Here is a 12,964-nt window from a genome sequence, read left to right on the forward strand (position 1 = left end):
CAAAAATATTATCAAATTAGTAATACAAAAATAATTATAAATAACTTATACTAACAGCGTTGTTAAAAAAACCAAAGAGTTATGGCATATGAAAAGGTTATATAGCACTAATATGTCAGCAAAAGTTTCTCGCACAAAGTGGGATATTTTAGCTTTATCAATTATTCTTTTGATAATAACTATCTTTGTTTGGTCAACTTCGGACCTTGGTGGCAATATTGATTATAAAAATCAGGCAAGTGTCCTAAAATATTCAGATATTTCTTTAAGTCTTTGGCTGTTGCCTTACTATACAGCAGAAACTACAATTAGAATGTTCATAGGTTTGGCTATTTCACTACTTATAACATTTATATTTGGAACATGGGCAGCAAAGAATAAAAGAGCAGAAAGTATAATTATACCTCTTGTTGATATTTTACAGTCAATACCAGTTCTGGGTTTCTTTGCAATTACTGTAACAGGCTTTTTAGTTATATTTCCGACCTCATTATGGGGAGCTCAAGCTGCGGTGATTTTTGGTATTATAACAGCTCAAGCTTGGAATATGATTTTAAGTTTCTATCAATCGCTAAAGACAGTACCAAAGGAGCTAAGAGAAGCTGCTGATATGTATCAACTTTCAGCTTGGCAGAAATTTTGGAAACTAGAGGTGCCATTTGCGATGCCTGGTTTGGTTTGGAATACGATGATGTCAATGTCAGGAAGCTGGTTTATGATAGTAGCTTCTGAGACAATTATGGTTAATTTTAGTGCGTCACAGTCAATTCCGATAAATTTACCTGGTATTGGTTCTTTTATTGATGCTGCTAATAATGCACAGAACTTCACAGCAGTCGTTGCTGCAATAGTTACTATGTTGGTTACGATTATCTTATATGATCAACTTTTATTTAGGCCATTAGTTACTTGGTCTGAAAAGTTTGTTATTGGTGATAATCCATCAGAGACACATAGTAAATCATGGTTTTTAACCATTTTGCATAAAGCATATGTTGTTAAAATTTTTACAGCATTTTTGGCTAAATGTTCTAACAAGATAGTAAATATCAAGATTTTTAAGAAAAACCTTGATAAAGCTTACAATCAAAAGGTTCATAGAAAAGCCGAAAAGCACGAAAGTGTAACTAAAAGAGTAATTTGGAATATTATCATTGTCTTGATGATATTAGCATTACTGTATTTTGTTTATCAAACAGTTTATGCCAAAGATAAAGATATAGGTATTGAAGAAACAATTAAAGTATTTGTATATGGACTATTTACAGGAGTCAGAGTCGCAGTACTAATATTGATAACTTCACTAATATGGGTTCCGATAGGAATATGGATTGGCTTAAGACCTAAGATAGCTCAAAAAGTTCAGCCTTATGCGCAAATGGCAGCAGCTTTCCCTGTAAATGTGTTATATGGCGTATTTGGAACACTAGTAGTAATGTTTAATCTTAATTTTGATATATGGTGTATTCTACTTATGGCGCTTGGCACACAGTGGTATATCCTATTTAATGTTATTGCTGGAGCATCAGCTATACCAGAAGAGCTAAAGTTAGCTGCTGAAAATATGCAATTAAAAGGTATTATCAAGCTTAAGAAGTTCCTTGTACCTGCAGTAATGCCATATTATGTCACCGGTGCTATAACAGCAGCAGGAGGCTCATGGAATGCAAGTATTATTAGTGAATACATCAACTGGGGTAAGGACTCTGTGATTCAAGCTTCAGGAATAGGTGACTATATTACAAAGTATACTAATATGCCTGGAGATCATACATCAAATGTACTTTTAGGTGTGATAGTGATGTGTATCCTAGTTGTAACCTCAAATAGACTGTTTTGGCGCAGATTATATAACTATGCAGAAAATCGTTTTAGTATGAATATGTAAGGCATAGGAGATTTTATAATGACTAAGAAAATATTTACGGTAGAAAAAGTTAATAAAGAATTTAATATCAAAGGTGGCCATTCTCTTAAAGTATTAGATAATATAAATTTTACTCTTTATGAAGGTGAAATTGTTGCCTTATTAGGTAAGTCGGGCTCGGGTAAGTCAACTTTATTAAGAATAATCGCAGGTCTTTTAAGTCCAACTAGTGGTGATGTGCTTTATCGAGGTAAAAAAGTTTCTGCACCTGTGCCAGATATTTCTATGGTTTTCCAAAGTTTTGCGCTGATGCCGTGGTTAACAGTTTTACAAAATGTTGAGCTTGGGCTTGAGGCTCGTAAGATAAGCTTAGAAGAGCGCAGACAAAGAGCCTTAAAAGCTATTGATATGGTTGGTCTAGATGGTTTTGAAAATGCTTATCCAAAAGAGTTGTCTGGGGGTATGAAACAACGCGTTGGTTTTGCTAGAGCTCTTGTGCTTGAGCCTGGCGTTTTACTGATGGATGAACCTTTTTCTGCCCTTGATATTCTAACGGCTGAGAACTTAAGAGAAGACTTACTCGATCTATGGGAAAATAATGATGCTATGAAAGGTATTTTGTATGTGACACATAGTATCGAAGAAGCAGTATTAACTGCAGATAGAATAATTATATTTGGTAGTAATCCAGGATTTATCCGGGGTGAGCTAAAGATAAATATTCCACATCCAAGAAGTTCACAGGATCCTGTAGTTACCGATCTTGTCGATCAGGTTTATCGTATGATGACTACAGCACAAACTAAAGAGCTTACAGAGCGCATGAATAAGAAAACTGCGATGACTATTGGCTATCGTTTACCGGATGTTGATATTTCTGAGATGAACGGTCTTTTAGATGAGATGGCAGAAATTAAGAATGTTGAGGCAGTTGATTTACCTCAGCTTGCTGATGATTTGCATCTTGATATTAATGATTTATTTCCGATTATTGAGATTTTATCAATCTTAAGATTTGCCGAAGTTTCTGATGGCGATATCAAAATGACGGCAATGGGGCGTAAGTTTATTGATTCAAATATTGACGAGAGAAAATTTATCTTTGGGCGGCTATTCTTGAAATATATACCATTAGCGCGTCATGTGGTTAAGGTTCTTAGCGAAAGAGAAAACCAGTCAGCTCCTAGAAGTAGATTTTTAGCAGAGTTGGATGATTATTATCCAATGGATGTCGCTGAGCGAGTCTTTGATACATTTATTGATTGGGCGCGTTATGCTGAACTTATCTATTATGATGCAAATACAGGAGTTATATCATTAGATGAGAATGCCGCAGAATATATCAAGAAAATGTAAGCTTAAATAATTGTAGTAGTTTTGCTTAATAATTTAATTTTAATAGCTCTTAGCAATTATTATTAAAACTATCTATATGAATTTCACCCAACAAAGTTTATATGACGTTGGGCACATTAATACTTTAACTCTAGTTCTATCTGTATATAAGTTTATGTTTGTTGTTATGACGTTGATAAAAAAGCCAATATCATATAATATTTAGAATTCTTATTATGATGTTTTTTTATTCAGGGCACTTATTTTGAATAATAGTATGGAGCTATTTGTACATTCGTCTAATTATATTTTACTGGCATCTGGCTTGATATTGTTTTTTGCTATCGTGTCGCAGTTTTTATCTTGGAGATTAAAGCTTCCATCGATACTTTTTTTGATTTTAAGTGGAATTATCTTAGGACCTTTATCTGAAGTAATATTTCAAAGTGGTTTTAAACTTGTTGATGGTAACATTATATTTGGTGAAGCTTTATCACCGTTTGTCTCAATCTGTGTCGCGATAATTCTCTTTGAAGGCAGTTTATCGCTAAATTTTAGTAAGATAAAAAGTGTAAGTAGTGTTGTTGTACTTCTAATTACCGTGGGTTTAGCAATTACTGTCGTACTTACGGCATTATTTTGCTATTATATTGTTGGTTTGAATCTAGAGCTATCTATGCTGATAGGTGGTATTACCTGTGTAAGTGGCCCAACTGTTGTGCCCCCGTTGATGAGAACTGTTAGACCTAAAAAGCAGATTGCAAATATCTTAAAATGGGAAGCTATACTTGTAGACCCTATCGGCGCATTAGTAGTTGTTTTTATGCTGGCATGGTTTGTTATTGGCGGTAATTTTGCTAATCAACCTAATGCAACAAGCACTTTTATCGCATATATGGTGTTTGTATGTATTTTAGGGATAACATCAGGATTTATTTTTGGCTTTTTAATTGGCTTAAGCTTCAGAAAACATTATATTCCAGAGTATCTAAAAAGCTTCTTTGTACTAGCAGTAATTGTGCTGGGCTTTATTATTTCTGATGCGGTTATGCATGGTGCTGGGCTGTTAATGGTAACAGTAGCAGGCCTGGTAATGGCAAATATGAAAGATATTAAAATGTCTGATATTGTCTCTTTTAAAGAGAACCTAAGTATTGTAATTATCTCAGTTCTTTTTATTGTCCTAGGAGCAGAGATAGATTTTAGTCTATTCAAAGATTATTGGTTAGATCTAATTGAGGTTTTCTTATTTTTACAGTTTATTTTACGACCGATAGTTATTTTTTTATGTTGTTTAGGTTCTAAAACAACTTTTGCAGAAAGAATCGTTATGGGGATTATTTATCCTCGTGGGATTGTGGCAGCATCAGTAGCTGCATTAGTAGCAGTTAAGATTATTAAATCACATCCTGAACTATACAATGAAGCAAATACTTTAGTATTCTTTGTCTTTATGATAATTGTTTTTACGGTAGTCTTTCAAAGTATTGTTACACCATATATTTCAAAAGCGTTGGGTGTTACTGAACCAGAAGGTAAAGGTTTCTTAATAATTGGTGGTAATAGGTTTGCACGTGAATTAGCAGAAATTTTCGTCAAAAATGATATCGAAGTGGTGATTACAGATTCGTCTTGGGGTAATGTGCAAAAATGTCGTCAGCTGGGCTTAAATACTTATTATGGCAGTCCTGTTTCAATTCATGCTGATTGGAGTATTAATTTGGTGGGTATCGGCGCGATGCTCGGATTATCAACAAGTGAGTATGTAAATGCTGTATCAGCTATGAAATATAAATACGAATTTGGCTCAAATAATGTTTATGTACTACGTACTGCTCAAAAAGAGAGTTACAAAGGTATCGGTGCGATAGAAACAAATTTAGCAAATTTATTATTTGATGAAGGTGTTGATTTTAATGTTTTGTTAGAAATGCTCAATCAAGGAGCTAAAATTAGAAGTACAAATATTACCCCTAACTACACTTTAGAGAAGTTTTTTAGTGATAATCCTAATGCTATTGCATTATTTACCATCGATGATAATGGCTATGCACAACCTTTTAGTAAGAATAAAAAGATTAAAATTGAGAGTTATAGTTTGATATCATTAAGAGATGATAATACTAAAAGTAAGGATCAGCTATGTCTAGATGTATAAGAAGCTTTAATGGTAAAGATCCTAAGGTAGCAGACTCAGCCTATGTTGATGAGTCAGCTGCAGTAATTGGAGATGTTATTCTCAAAGAAGATTCATCCGTATGGCCACAGGTCAGTGTAAGAGGAGATCTCTTAACAATCACTATTGGTAAAGGCACTAATATCCAAGATTGTAGCACACTTCATACCACTGAGTATCCTAAAGATTCTGGTCTAGGATTTGCGCTAACTATAGGTGACTATGTGACAGTAGGACATGGTGTTATCTTGCATGGCTGTGAGATAAAAAATAATTGTCTAATAGGCATGGGCTCAATAATACTTGATGGAGCTGTAGTCGAGCCATGGGTTTTTCTAGGTGCTGGTAGTTTGGTGCCACCAGGGAAGGTTCTTGAGTCAGGTTATATGTATTTAGGTTCACCAGTTAAACAAATCAGACCAATAAGTGAGCATGAAAGACAAATTATTAAAGAAAACGCTGAACAATATGTCAAAGTTAAAAATAGATATAAAGCACAAATTTAGCTTATTTATTGCTTTAATATTAATTATCTCACTATCATCTTGTGCTACAACGCGAACTAATGTTACAGCTATTACTACTAAGACAGTTTTTGACCGAGAGACTACTTATAATAACTTATTCAAGCTTAAAAAATGGCAAGCTAAGGGTGTTATTGGCATTATTTATGACAATCAGGCTGAATCTGCTAATTATATATATGTACAAGATGATGATAATTTTAGTATCAAACTTTATGGTCCATTAGGAATAGGTAGTGTTGAGATAAAAGGTGATGCTAACAATGTATCGCTAGAGAATAGTAAAGATCAAAAGCTAACAGCAAAGGATCCTAAATCTCTGATGTTAGAGCAATTAGGCTGGTATGTTCCAGTAGATGGATTAAAATATTGGATAAAAGCCATAGCGATACCAGGTATTAGACAAACTTCGAAACTAAACACTAACAATCTGTTAAGTAAACTATCCCAAAATGGTTGGAATATTTCTTATAGTAATTACGAACTAGTTGATTCTAAATATCCATTACCAACAAAGATTAGGATGTCTAGAGATAATCTAATTCTAAAAATCGTTATAAAATCATGGCAAATATAAAAGCTAAAAAATACTATAGTCATGCAAAGATAAATCTATTCTTGCATATATTAAACAAACGTGCTGATGGTTACCATAATCTGCAAACTTGGTTTACCTTTTTAGATCTAAAAGATCAGCTAACTTTTAGTTTTAATGATTCACGAGAGATTAATATTTCAAGTAATATCAACATTGCCTCAAAACAGGATAATTTAGTATATAAAGCTATCAAAAGTTTCCAACAGAGCTATGGTGTACAAGACATAGGTGCTAATATTGAGATTAAAAAAAATATTCCAATGGGAGCAGGGCTTGGAGGTGGAAGTTCAAATGCTGCAACTACACTTATAGCTTTACGCGATTATTACTTACCTGAATTGTCAAATGAGGAAATGATTCCCTTGGCTACAAAACTTGGTGCGGATGTGCCAATATTTCTTTATGGTAAATCTGCTTGGGCAGAAGGTATCGGTGAGGTATTGCACCATAAGGATTTTAGTCCACAGTATGTGCTCTTAATTAAACCTGATATTCACATCAGTACAAAAGAATTTTTTGCAAGTGAGAAGTTAATTAAGTCTACTGAACTGATATCTAAAGATTTAGACTTTGATAAAAGTATTATGCATAATGATTTTGAGAATGTCTTTTATGCAAAATATCCAGAGTTTAGTGAATACCTAAAAGAATTAGATAGTGATTTTAGAATGACAGGTACAGGTTGTTGTTTTTATTTACTCTCAGCAGATAAAAATAAACTTGATCAGCTTGCAAGAAAAATTAATAAACCTCTTGACAAATGGCTAGTCAAAACATTAAACTATGTCTACTAACTTGAGGTTAGTTTCTGTTGGGCTATCGCCAAGCGGTAAGGCAACGGGTTTTGATCCCGTCATTCCCAGGTTCGAATCCTGGTAGCCCAGCCATAAGAATTTAATCTTTTATATTTTTACAGCGCATAAAGTCTTTAAGTACTTGGCTTTTTGCTATAAGTTAATATTTTATAGTCGATTAGAATTTATTGCAAGATTGTGCTTCTAAATACATTATCTTACTTACAACCGCTTTTGTTTTTAATTTTTGTATATTTTTTGGTAAAGCAAAAAAAGAGTTGCGTAGTTATTTGCTATTTTGACATCTGCATAACCTTTTTTAGGGAAGATTGTTAACCTTAGTCAAGGTTTGCTGCCTGTAGGCTGTTATGTATACACTATAGCCTACTAGGCATAAAAGTAGTACATTCTGTCATCCCGAACTCGTTTCAGGATCTCAATAAAATCAACACTTATAATGAGATGCTGAAATAAATTCAGCATGACATTTTTATATGTAGAGTTAGCTATATTACAAATGATTTGCTATATCTGGAGTAGCTATATGGGGTATGCTACAACCAAAACCACAATAGTTCAGAGTTATTAGTCAAAAGAATGATAATGTTAAAGTGTTGTTTAGCATAGCTATAGTGCTGTTTATTCTTTATATCATCTAGGTGGTATTTTTATATTGCCGGGTTTTCCTTAGCAGCAGCAAATATAAATTTTATTTTTGCATTACCATAATATTGCTTATATTCTGTGACTAACTATTATTTTTTGATAATAATTATCTTAAGGGTCATAGTGTTGCTATATGATTAACTAAAAAATACTAGATAAAAGTTTTGCAGAGCTAGTATATAAATCGTTATACTATTTACATAGTAGATAAAATAAATATTTAGGAATTAATATGACTGCACAGTATCATATCGGCATACCAGGTGAAAAATGGGGATTGCAACAAAAACAACAATGGCTTACTGAACAAAATATCAAAAGATCTTATCAACAACAAGCAGAGGAAAAAATATTAGCATTACCTCAAAAAGGATTTGATATAGAAACTTATGGTAAATTAGAATATCCAGTAGGAAGTTATATTTTATATGCAATAAAGACTAAAAATTGGGACTCAAGTAAACCTTATGTTTTAATAACAGGGGGGGTACATGGCTATGAAACAAGTGGTGTTCAAGGCGCTATTAGCTTTGCTGAGACTAGAGCACAAGAGTTTGCCAAAGACTATAATATAGTTGTCTTGCCTTGTTTGAGCCCTTGGGGTTATGAAACAATCAACCGTTGGAATCCTAATGCTGTAGATCCAAATAGATCATTCTATTTAGACAGTGGCTGTCAAGAAGCTGTTTTGGCGATGAAATATGTTTTTTCATTAGGTGTTGAGTTTTTGATGCATATAGACTTACATGAAACAACAGATACAGATGATAGTGAGTTTAGACCAGCTTTGGCTGCACGAGAGGGTATTAGTATTAGTAAATGGACAATACCGGATGGTTTTTATTTAGTGGCAAATCAAAATAAACCACATTATGAGTTTCAAAAGCACATAATTGAAGCTGTAGCTAAAGTTACTCATATAGCTCCTACTGATCCAGATACAAATATTCTTGGAGATGACACTATAAAAGATGGGATTATGTCTTGTGATTCTGATAAAGAAAAACTGTGTATGTCTTTTACAACAGCTGAATATACTACGACTACAGAAGTTTACCCTGATAGTCCAAGAACAAATTCACAAGAATGTATTTTAGCCCAAGTAGAAACTATAGTTGCAGGATTAAACTTTCTTAAACAGAAAAAGTAAAAGGAATAATGAAATATGTTAAATGCCTTAATTAATGTTGTGAGTTTTTTAGTAAATATAATCTTTGGATTATACGCATTTATATTACTATTTAGATTTTTTCTTCAGTGGGTAAAAGCAGATTTTTATAATCCTGTTTGTCAGTTGGTTATGCGTGCAACAAATATCGTTATTCTGCCGCTGAGAAAATTTATCCCTGGTTTTTTAAATCTAGATTGGTCGTGTATAGTTGCGGTTTATATTGTATTTGCTATTGAAGATTTGCTTCTAGGTTGGCTTCATGGTTTTGGTTTTGAGTTAACTTTTATTTTGATTAAGCCTGTTATAGATATAATCTTTGCGATTATAAATATGTATGTATATTTGATAATAATAAGGGCTATTTCTAGCTGGTTTGTCCAAGGAGCTTATAATCCGCTTATTATGGTTATATGTCAAGTTACAGAGCCACTACTAGCAAAAGCAAGAGAAATAGTCAAACCTACAAGTTCAGGTTTTGATTTCTCACCGATTATAGTATTGGTTGCATTATTATGTATCCAAATATTTCTCCAAAGTGTTATTTTGCAACTTTTTCATTATTAATATTTATCTAATGAGTTTTATTTTAGCTGTGTATATTCAGCCTAACTCTGCTAAAAGTGAAGTTTGTGGAGTTTTTGATGGGTTGTTAAAGATTAAGATAGCCTCGCCAGCTATAGGTGGTAAAGCAAACAAGACTTTGATTGAGTTTATTGCTAAAGAGTTTAAGATTAAAAAGAAACTTATAAGGATAATAAAAGGCGAAACATCTAGAAAAAAATTATTAGAAATAAACCTCCCCAAAATTCCAGATAATTTAGTTCCGATAAAATTGGTAACTTAGCTGTTTTATAGTTTACAATAAGACAATCGATTTATATAAAATTTTCTTATAAAAATGTAAGAAATGAAAAGGATAACTTATATTTTAATAGGTATGTTTATATTTGCACATTTACAAGCCTCTGTAATCTTTGGCAATTCATTAGCAGCAGGTAAGAATACTGGTCAAAGTTGGGAAGATGCTTATACAACTATATAGCTAACCACGTATAAAAGTAGTATACTATTTTTATTTACTCTTATGGCATATTCACATCACTTTATAAAAAAGGTATTAAAGCTAAAATCAGAAGGTGTTAGCTTTTTAAAATTATCAAATAGATTTAATATTAGTGTTAGAAGTATCCAAGAGTGGTTAAAAGGTAATTTACCTAAAGATACAAGAAATAAGCCTAATACCAAACTTGATTTAGTTAAGTTAAAACAAGATGTATTAGACTATCCTGATGCATATCTAAAAGAAAGAGCAGAAAGGTTGGGAGTTAGCGAGCATTGTATTAGCTATAATCTTAAAAAGTTAGATGTTACATATAAAAAAACTCTGGTTCACCTCAAAGTAGACGAAGACAAGCGAAAATTATTTCAGAAAAAGATTGAACAATATAAAGCTAAAGGTTTGCCTATCTGTTACCTAGATGAATCTGGTCATGCATTAGATATGCCTAGAACATATGACTACGTTATTAAAGGAGAAAGATGTTATGGAACTTGTGACTGGGGAGCTAAAGATCGTACTACAGCTAACTACATATAAAAATGTCATGCTGAATTTATTTCAGCATCTCGCTATAATTTTGATTTGATTGAGATCCTGAAACGAGTTCAGGATGCCAGAGTGTACTATTTTTATGCCTAGTAGGCTACATATTGAATTAACTGTATGAGTGATGAGCAATTGATGCCTCCTTGTGATAGGTTACTTTATAGTAGCTCTTTATACAAATTATGGTTAGAAAAGCCTAATAATCTATATTTTTCTTATAAGAGTCATTTTATATGCAGCATCACCATTTTCATAAAAGTTATCAATTTGTTTACTAATCTTAAAACCAAGTTTGCGATACAAACAAATAGCCTTAAAATTATTTACATTTACTTCTAGTGAGATATTTTTGCTGCTATTATCTAGGATATATTGCAAGAGCTTTTTACCAATACCTTGTCCTTGATAATTTTCACCTACAGCAAGAGAGTATACCCTAATAGTTTTTTTATACTCGAAACATAGGATATATCCCACTGATAAATTTTGCATTTTAGCGACAAAAAAGTATTTCTGTTTTTTAATATTATAAATAAATTGTTTTCTTGAAATTCTATCAGATAAGAAAATCGATTTCTCTAGATCTATAAGCGCTTGAAGATCTGTTGATTGAGCCTTAGATATTTGCATATGGTAACTTCTTATAGTTCATTCTGTTTAGAAATTCTAGCATTATAGTAGTATAGAGTTGCTCACCGATATAAGCATCTTCGATATCTGAGTCTATAGATGGGTTATCGTTAATTTCAATAATAATTGGCTTATTATCAACAACTTTAATATCGATTCCATACAAACCATTGCCAATAGTTTTAGCTGCCTTAAGTGCGATTTTTATTACTGCCTTATCGACCTGATGAATCGCAAATGCTTCAGAACTGCCATGCTGGGTGGTTTTCTTATTATGATTAGTAATCTGCCAATGACCTTTTGCCATGTAGTATTTACACGCATATATTGGTTTGTTGTTTAATATGCCGATACGCCAGTCAAAGTCAGTATAATAATATTTTTGTGCTATTATTATCGAAGACTGTTCAAACATATCATTAAGAATTTGCTGTAGCTCTTCTACAGATTTAGCTTTTTTAACACCTTTTGAAAATGAGCCATCAGGGATTTTTAGGACTATGGGTAAGTCAAGTTCATCAATCAATTTTTGAGGTGAAAAACTTTCATCTTTGAAAATAAGTTTACTTTCTGGAGTCGGAATTTTATTTTTAATCATCAAATTGTGTAGGTAAACCTTATTAGTACAACAGGTTATAGATTTTGTATCATCAATAACCACAAGATTATTATCTTCGGCTTTTTTTGCAAAACTATAGCTATAATGGTTAATTGAAGTCGTTGTCCTAATAAAAAGTCCATCATATTCAAGCAAACTCATATAGTCATCTTTAGTGATTAAATCTGTATAGATGCCTAAACTATGAGCAGCTTTTTGAAAATTCTTAAGAGCCTTACTATCACTAGGAGGTAATATCTCATCAGGGTCGTGTAATATTGCTAAATCATAGTAATAATTCTTTTTGCTTTTTCTATTACGCCAAACTTTACTACTAAATTTATTCAGAGCATTTGCAAAAATTGTTTGTTCAGTATCATTAAGTGAGCTTATGTGCCCAATAGCTATTTTTTTAATTTTCCATAGAGAATTTTGTTTTTCTAATATTAATTCTAATATTGGTGCAGGATATGTTTCAAATATTTTTTTAGCTATCTTTTCGAAGCCTTTTATATTTGTAACACCAAAGAAAATTTTCAGGCATAAAAATTCAGTTTTTAGAGTATGTAGCAGTTTATGATCTTTATTATTAATCAGATTAGATAGTAAGGTTTCCTCAAAATGGCTAATGCTATTTAAAGTTTCAACTGTCGGTATAATCGTGTCTTTATTTGAATGTGCTAAAAGACAAGCATAATATCCTTGTTCTAGGTAATTCATCTGTTCAGATAGATTTATAATGTAGTTAGGTTTGGTACTAATATTTTGTAGATATTGGTGTGTTGTTTCTAGATTTGAATAAGGATAATATGGCGACCATATATCTTTGTTATCAATAAGTATTTTTAAGGGTTTCATATAACCTTTTGTTAGAACTAAGTCGAGGGTATTATCTGCTTTTTTTTATAAATTGCAAGAGTTTTTAAAAGCGTTATTTTTATGGCTTTTGTTTAGAAAAATAAGTTATTAGTAATGACTCAATTAGGGTAATATGGTACT

13 protein-coding genes and 1 tRNA gene are annotated in these 12,964 nt (G+C 32.2%); 12 read left to right on the forward strand and 2 right to left on the reverse strand.

Going from position 1 to position 12,964, the window contains the following annotated elements:
• Nucleotides 1–88: 88 nt before the first annotated feature.
• From CGC45_RS00520 to CGC45_RS09175, 12 genes are all read left to right on the forward strand, one after another.
• On the forward strand, nt 89–1,888 hold the full coding sequence (locus CGC45_RS00520; protein WP_071628477.1) for an ABC transporter permease: 1,800 nt from the start codon (nt 89–91) through the stop codon (nt 1,886–1,888).
• 18 nt (nt 1,889–1,906) lie between these two features.
• Complete coding sequence (locus CGC45_RS00525) at nt 1,907–3,223, forward strand: ABC transporter ATP-binding protein (RefSeq protein WP_071628478.1); 1,317 nt, start codon at nt 1,907–1,909, stop codon at nt 3,221–3,223.
• A 244-nt stretch (nt 3,224–3,467) separates the two neighbouring features.
• Nucleotides 3,468–5,360, forward strand: a complete 1,893-nt coding sequence (locus CGC45_RS00530) for a cation:proton antiporter (protein WP_071628479.1) — start codon at nt 3,468–3,470, stop codon at nt 5,358–5,360.
• Nucleotides 5,345–5,884 carry a gamma carbonic anhydrase family protein gene (locus tag CGC45_RS00535; RefSeq protein ID WP_071628480.1) on the forward strand — a complete coding sequence of 180 codons (540 nt, stop codon included), beginning with the start codon at nt 5,345–5,347 and terminating at the stop codon, nt 5,882–5,884. The genes CGC45_RS00530 and CGC45_RS00535 overlap by 16 nt, the downstream gene beginning before the upstream one ends.
• Nucleotides 5,847–6,479: a lipoprotein insertase outer membrane protein LolB gene (gene lolB / locus CGC45_RS00540; RefSeq protein WP_114701997.1), complete on the forward strand. Its 633-nt coding sequence runs from the start codon at nt 5,847–5,849 to the stop codon at nt 6,477–6,479. Before CGC45_RS00535 ends, lolB begins: the two co-directional genes overlap by 38 nt.
• On the forward strand, nt 6,467–7,294 hold the full coding sequence (gene ispE, locus CGC45_RS00545) for a 4-(cytidine 5'-diphospho)-2-C-methyl-D-erythritol kinase (RefSeq protein WP_071628482.1): 828 nt from the start codon (nt 6,467–6,469) through the stop codon (nt 7,292–7,294). The genes lolB and ispE overlap by 13 nt, the downstream gene beginning before the upstream one ends.
• Nucleotides 7,295–7,312: 18 nt before the next feature.
• Nucleotides 7,313–7,387: transfer RNA gene (locus tag CGC45_RS00550), tRNA-Gln, on the forward strand.
• An 805-nt stretch (nt 7,388–8,192) separates the two neighbouring features.
• Nucleotides 8,193–9,110 carry a M14 family metallopeptidase gene (locus CGC45_RS00555; RefSeq protein ID WP_071628483.1) on the forward strand — a complete coding sequence of 306 codons (918 nt, stop codon included), beginning with the start codon at nt 8,193–8,195 and terminating at the stop codon, nt 9,108–9,110.
• 15 nt (nt 9,111–9,125) lie between these two features.
• Nucleotides 9,126–9,695, forward strand: coding sequence for a YggT family protein (locus CGC45_RS00560; RefSeq protein WP_071628484.1), 570 nt, complete (start codon nt 9,126–9,128; stop codon nt 9,693–9,695).
• A 10-nt stretch (nt 9,696–9,705) separates the two neighbouring features.
• The gene (locus CGC45_RS00565; protein WP_071628485.1) at nt 9,706–9,975 is read left to right on the forward strand and encodes a DUF167 domain-containing protein; all 270 of its coding nucleotides are present in this window, start codon (nt 9,706–9,708) and stop codon (nt 9,973–9,975) included.
• A 63-nt stretch (nt 9,976–10,038) separates the two neighbouring features.
• Nucleotides 10,039–10,173, forward strand: coding sequence for a hypothetical protein (locus CGC45_RS09245; protein ID WP_257211281.1), 135 nt, complete (start codon nt 10,039–10,041; stop codon nt 10,171–10,173).
• A 42-nt stretch (nt 10,174–10,215) separates the two neighbouring features.
• Complete coding sequence (locus CGC45_RS09175) at nt 10,216–10,728, forward strand: IS630 transposase-related protein (protein WP_084387423.1); 513 nt, start codon at nt 10,216–10,218, stop codon at nt 10,726–10,728.
• A 213-nt stretch (nt 10,729–10,941) separates the two neighbouring features.
• Here CGC45_RS09175 and CGC45_RS00575 read toward each other — a convergent pair whose 3' ends face one another.
• Both CGC45_RS00575 and CGC45_RS00580 read right to left on the reverse strand, forming a co-directional pair.
• Nucleotides 10,942–11,367 carry a GNAT family N-acetyltransferase gene (locus tag CGC45_RS00575; RefSeq protein WP_071628486.1) on the reverse strand — a complete coding sequence of 142 codons (426 nt, stop codon included), beginning with the start codon at nt 11,365–11,367 and terminating at the stop codon, nt 10,942–10,944.
• Nucleotides 11,354–12,823, reverse strand: coding sequence for a RimK family ATP-grasp domain-containing protein (locus CGC45_RS00580; RefSeq protein WP_071628487.1), 1,470 nt, complete (start codon nt 12,821–12,823; stop codon nt 11,354–11,356). The genes CGC45_RS00575 and CGC45_RS00580 overlap by 14 nt, the downstream gene beginning before the upstream one ends.
• Nucleotides 12,824–12,964 lie beyond the last annotated feature (141 nt).

The sequence above is a fragment of the Francisella opportunistica genome (genome assembly GCF_003347135.1).
Classification (GTDB): Bacteria; Pseudomonadota; Gammaproteobacteria; order Francisellales; family Francisellaceae; genus Francisella; species Francisella opportunistica.

What these genes read in the sequence shown, in the direction of transcription:
- CGC45_RS00520 (WP_071628477.1), top strand. Translation starts at nt 89, where the DNA reads ATGAAAAGGTTATATAGCACTAATATGTCAGCAAAAGTTTCTCGCACA.
- CGC45_RS00525 (WP_071628478.1), top strand. Translation starts at nt 1,907, where the DNA reads ATGACTAAGAAAATATTTACGGTAGAAAAAGTTAATAAAGAATTTAAT.
- CGC45_RS00535 (WP_071628480.1), top strand. Translation starts at nt 5,345, where the DNA reads ATGTCTAGATGTATAAGAAGCTTTAATGGTAAAGATCCTAAGGTAGCA.
- lolB (WP_114701997.1), top strand. Translation starts at nt 5,847, where the DNA reads ATGTCAAAGTTAAAAATAGATATAAAGCACAAATTTAGCTTATTTATT.
- ispE (WP_071628482.1), top strand. Translation starts at nt 6,467, where the DNA reads ATGGCAAATATAAAAGCTAAAAAATACTATAGTCATGCAAAGATAAAT.
- CGC45_RS00555 (WP_071628483.1), top strand. Translation starts at nt 8,193, where the DNA reads ATGACTGCACAGTATCATATCGGCATACCAGGTGAAAAATGGGGATTG.
- CGC45_RS00560 (WP_071628484.1), top strand. Translation starts at nt 9,126, where the DNA reads ATGTTAAATGCCTTAATTAATGTTGTGAGTTTTTTAGTAAATATAATC.
- CGC45_RS00565 (WP_071628485.1), top strand. Translation starts at nt 9,706, where the DNA reads ATGAGTTTTATTTTAGCTGTGTATATTCAGCCTAACTCTGCTAAAAGT.
- CGC45_RS09245 (WP_257211281.1), top strand. Translation starts at nt 10,039, where the DNA reads ATGAAAAGGATAACTTATATTTTAATAGGTATGTTTATATTTGCACAT.
- CGC45_RS09175 (WP_084387423.1), top strand. Translation starts at nt 10,216, where the DNA reads ATGGCATATTCACATCACTTTATAAAAAAGGTATTAAAGCTAAAATCA.
- CGC45_RS00575 (WP_071628486.1), bottom strand. Translation starts at nt 11,367, where the DNA reads ATGCAAATATCTAAGGCTCAATCAACAGATCTTCAAGCGCTTATAGAT.
- CGC45_RS00580 (WP_071628487.1), bottom strand. Translation starts at nt 12,823, where the DNA reads ATGAAACCCTTAAAAATACTTATTGATAACAAAGATATATGGTCGCCA.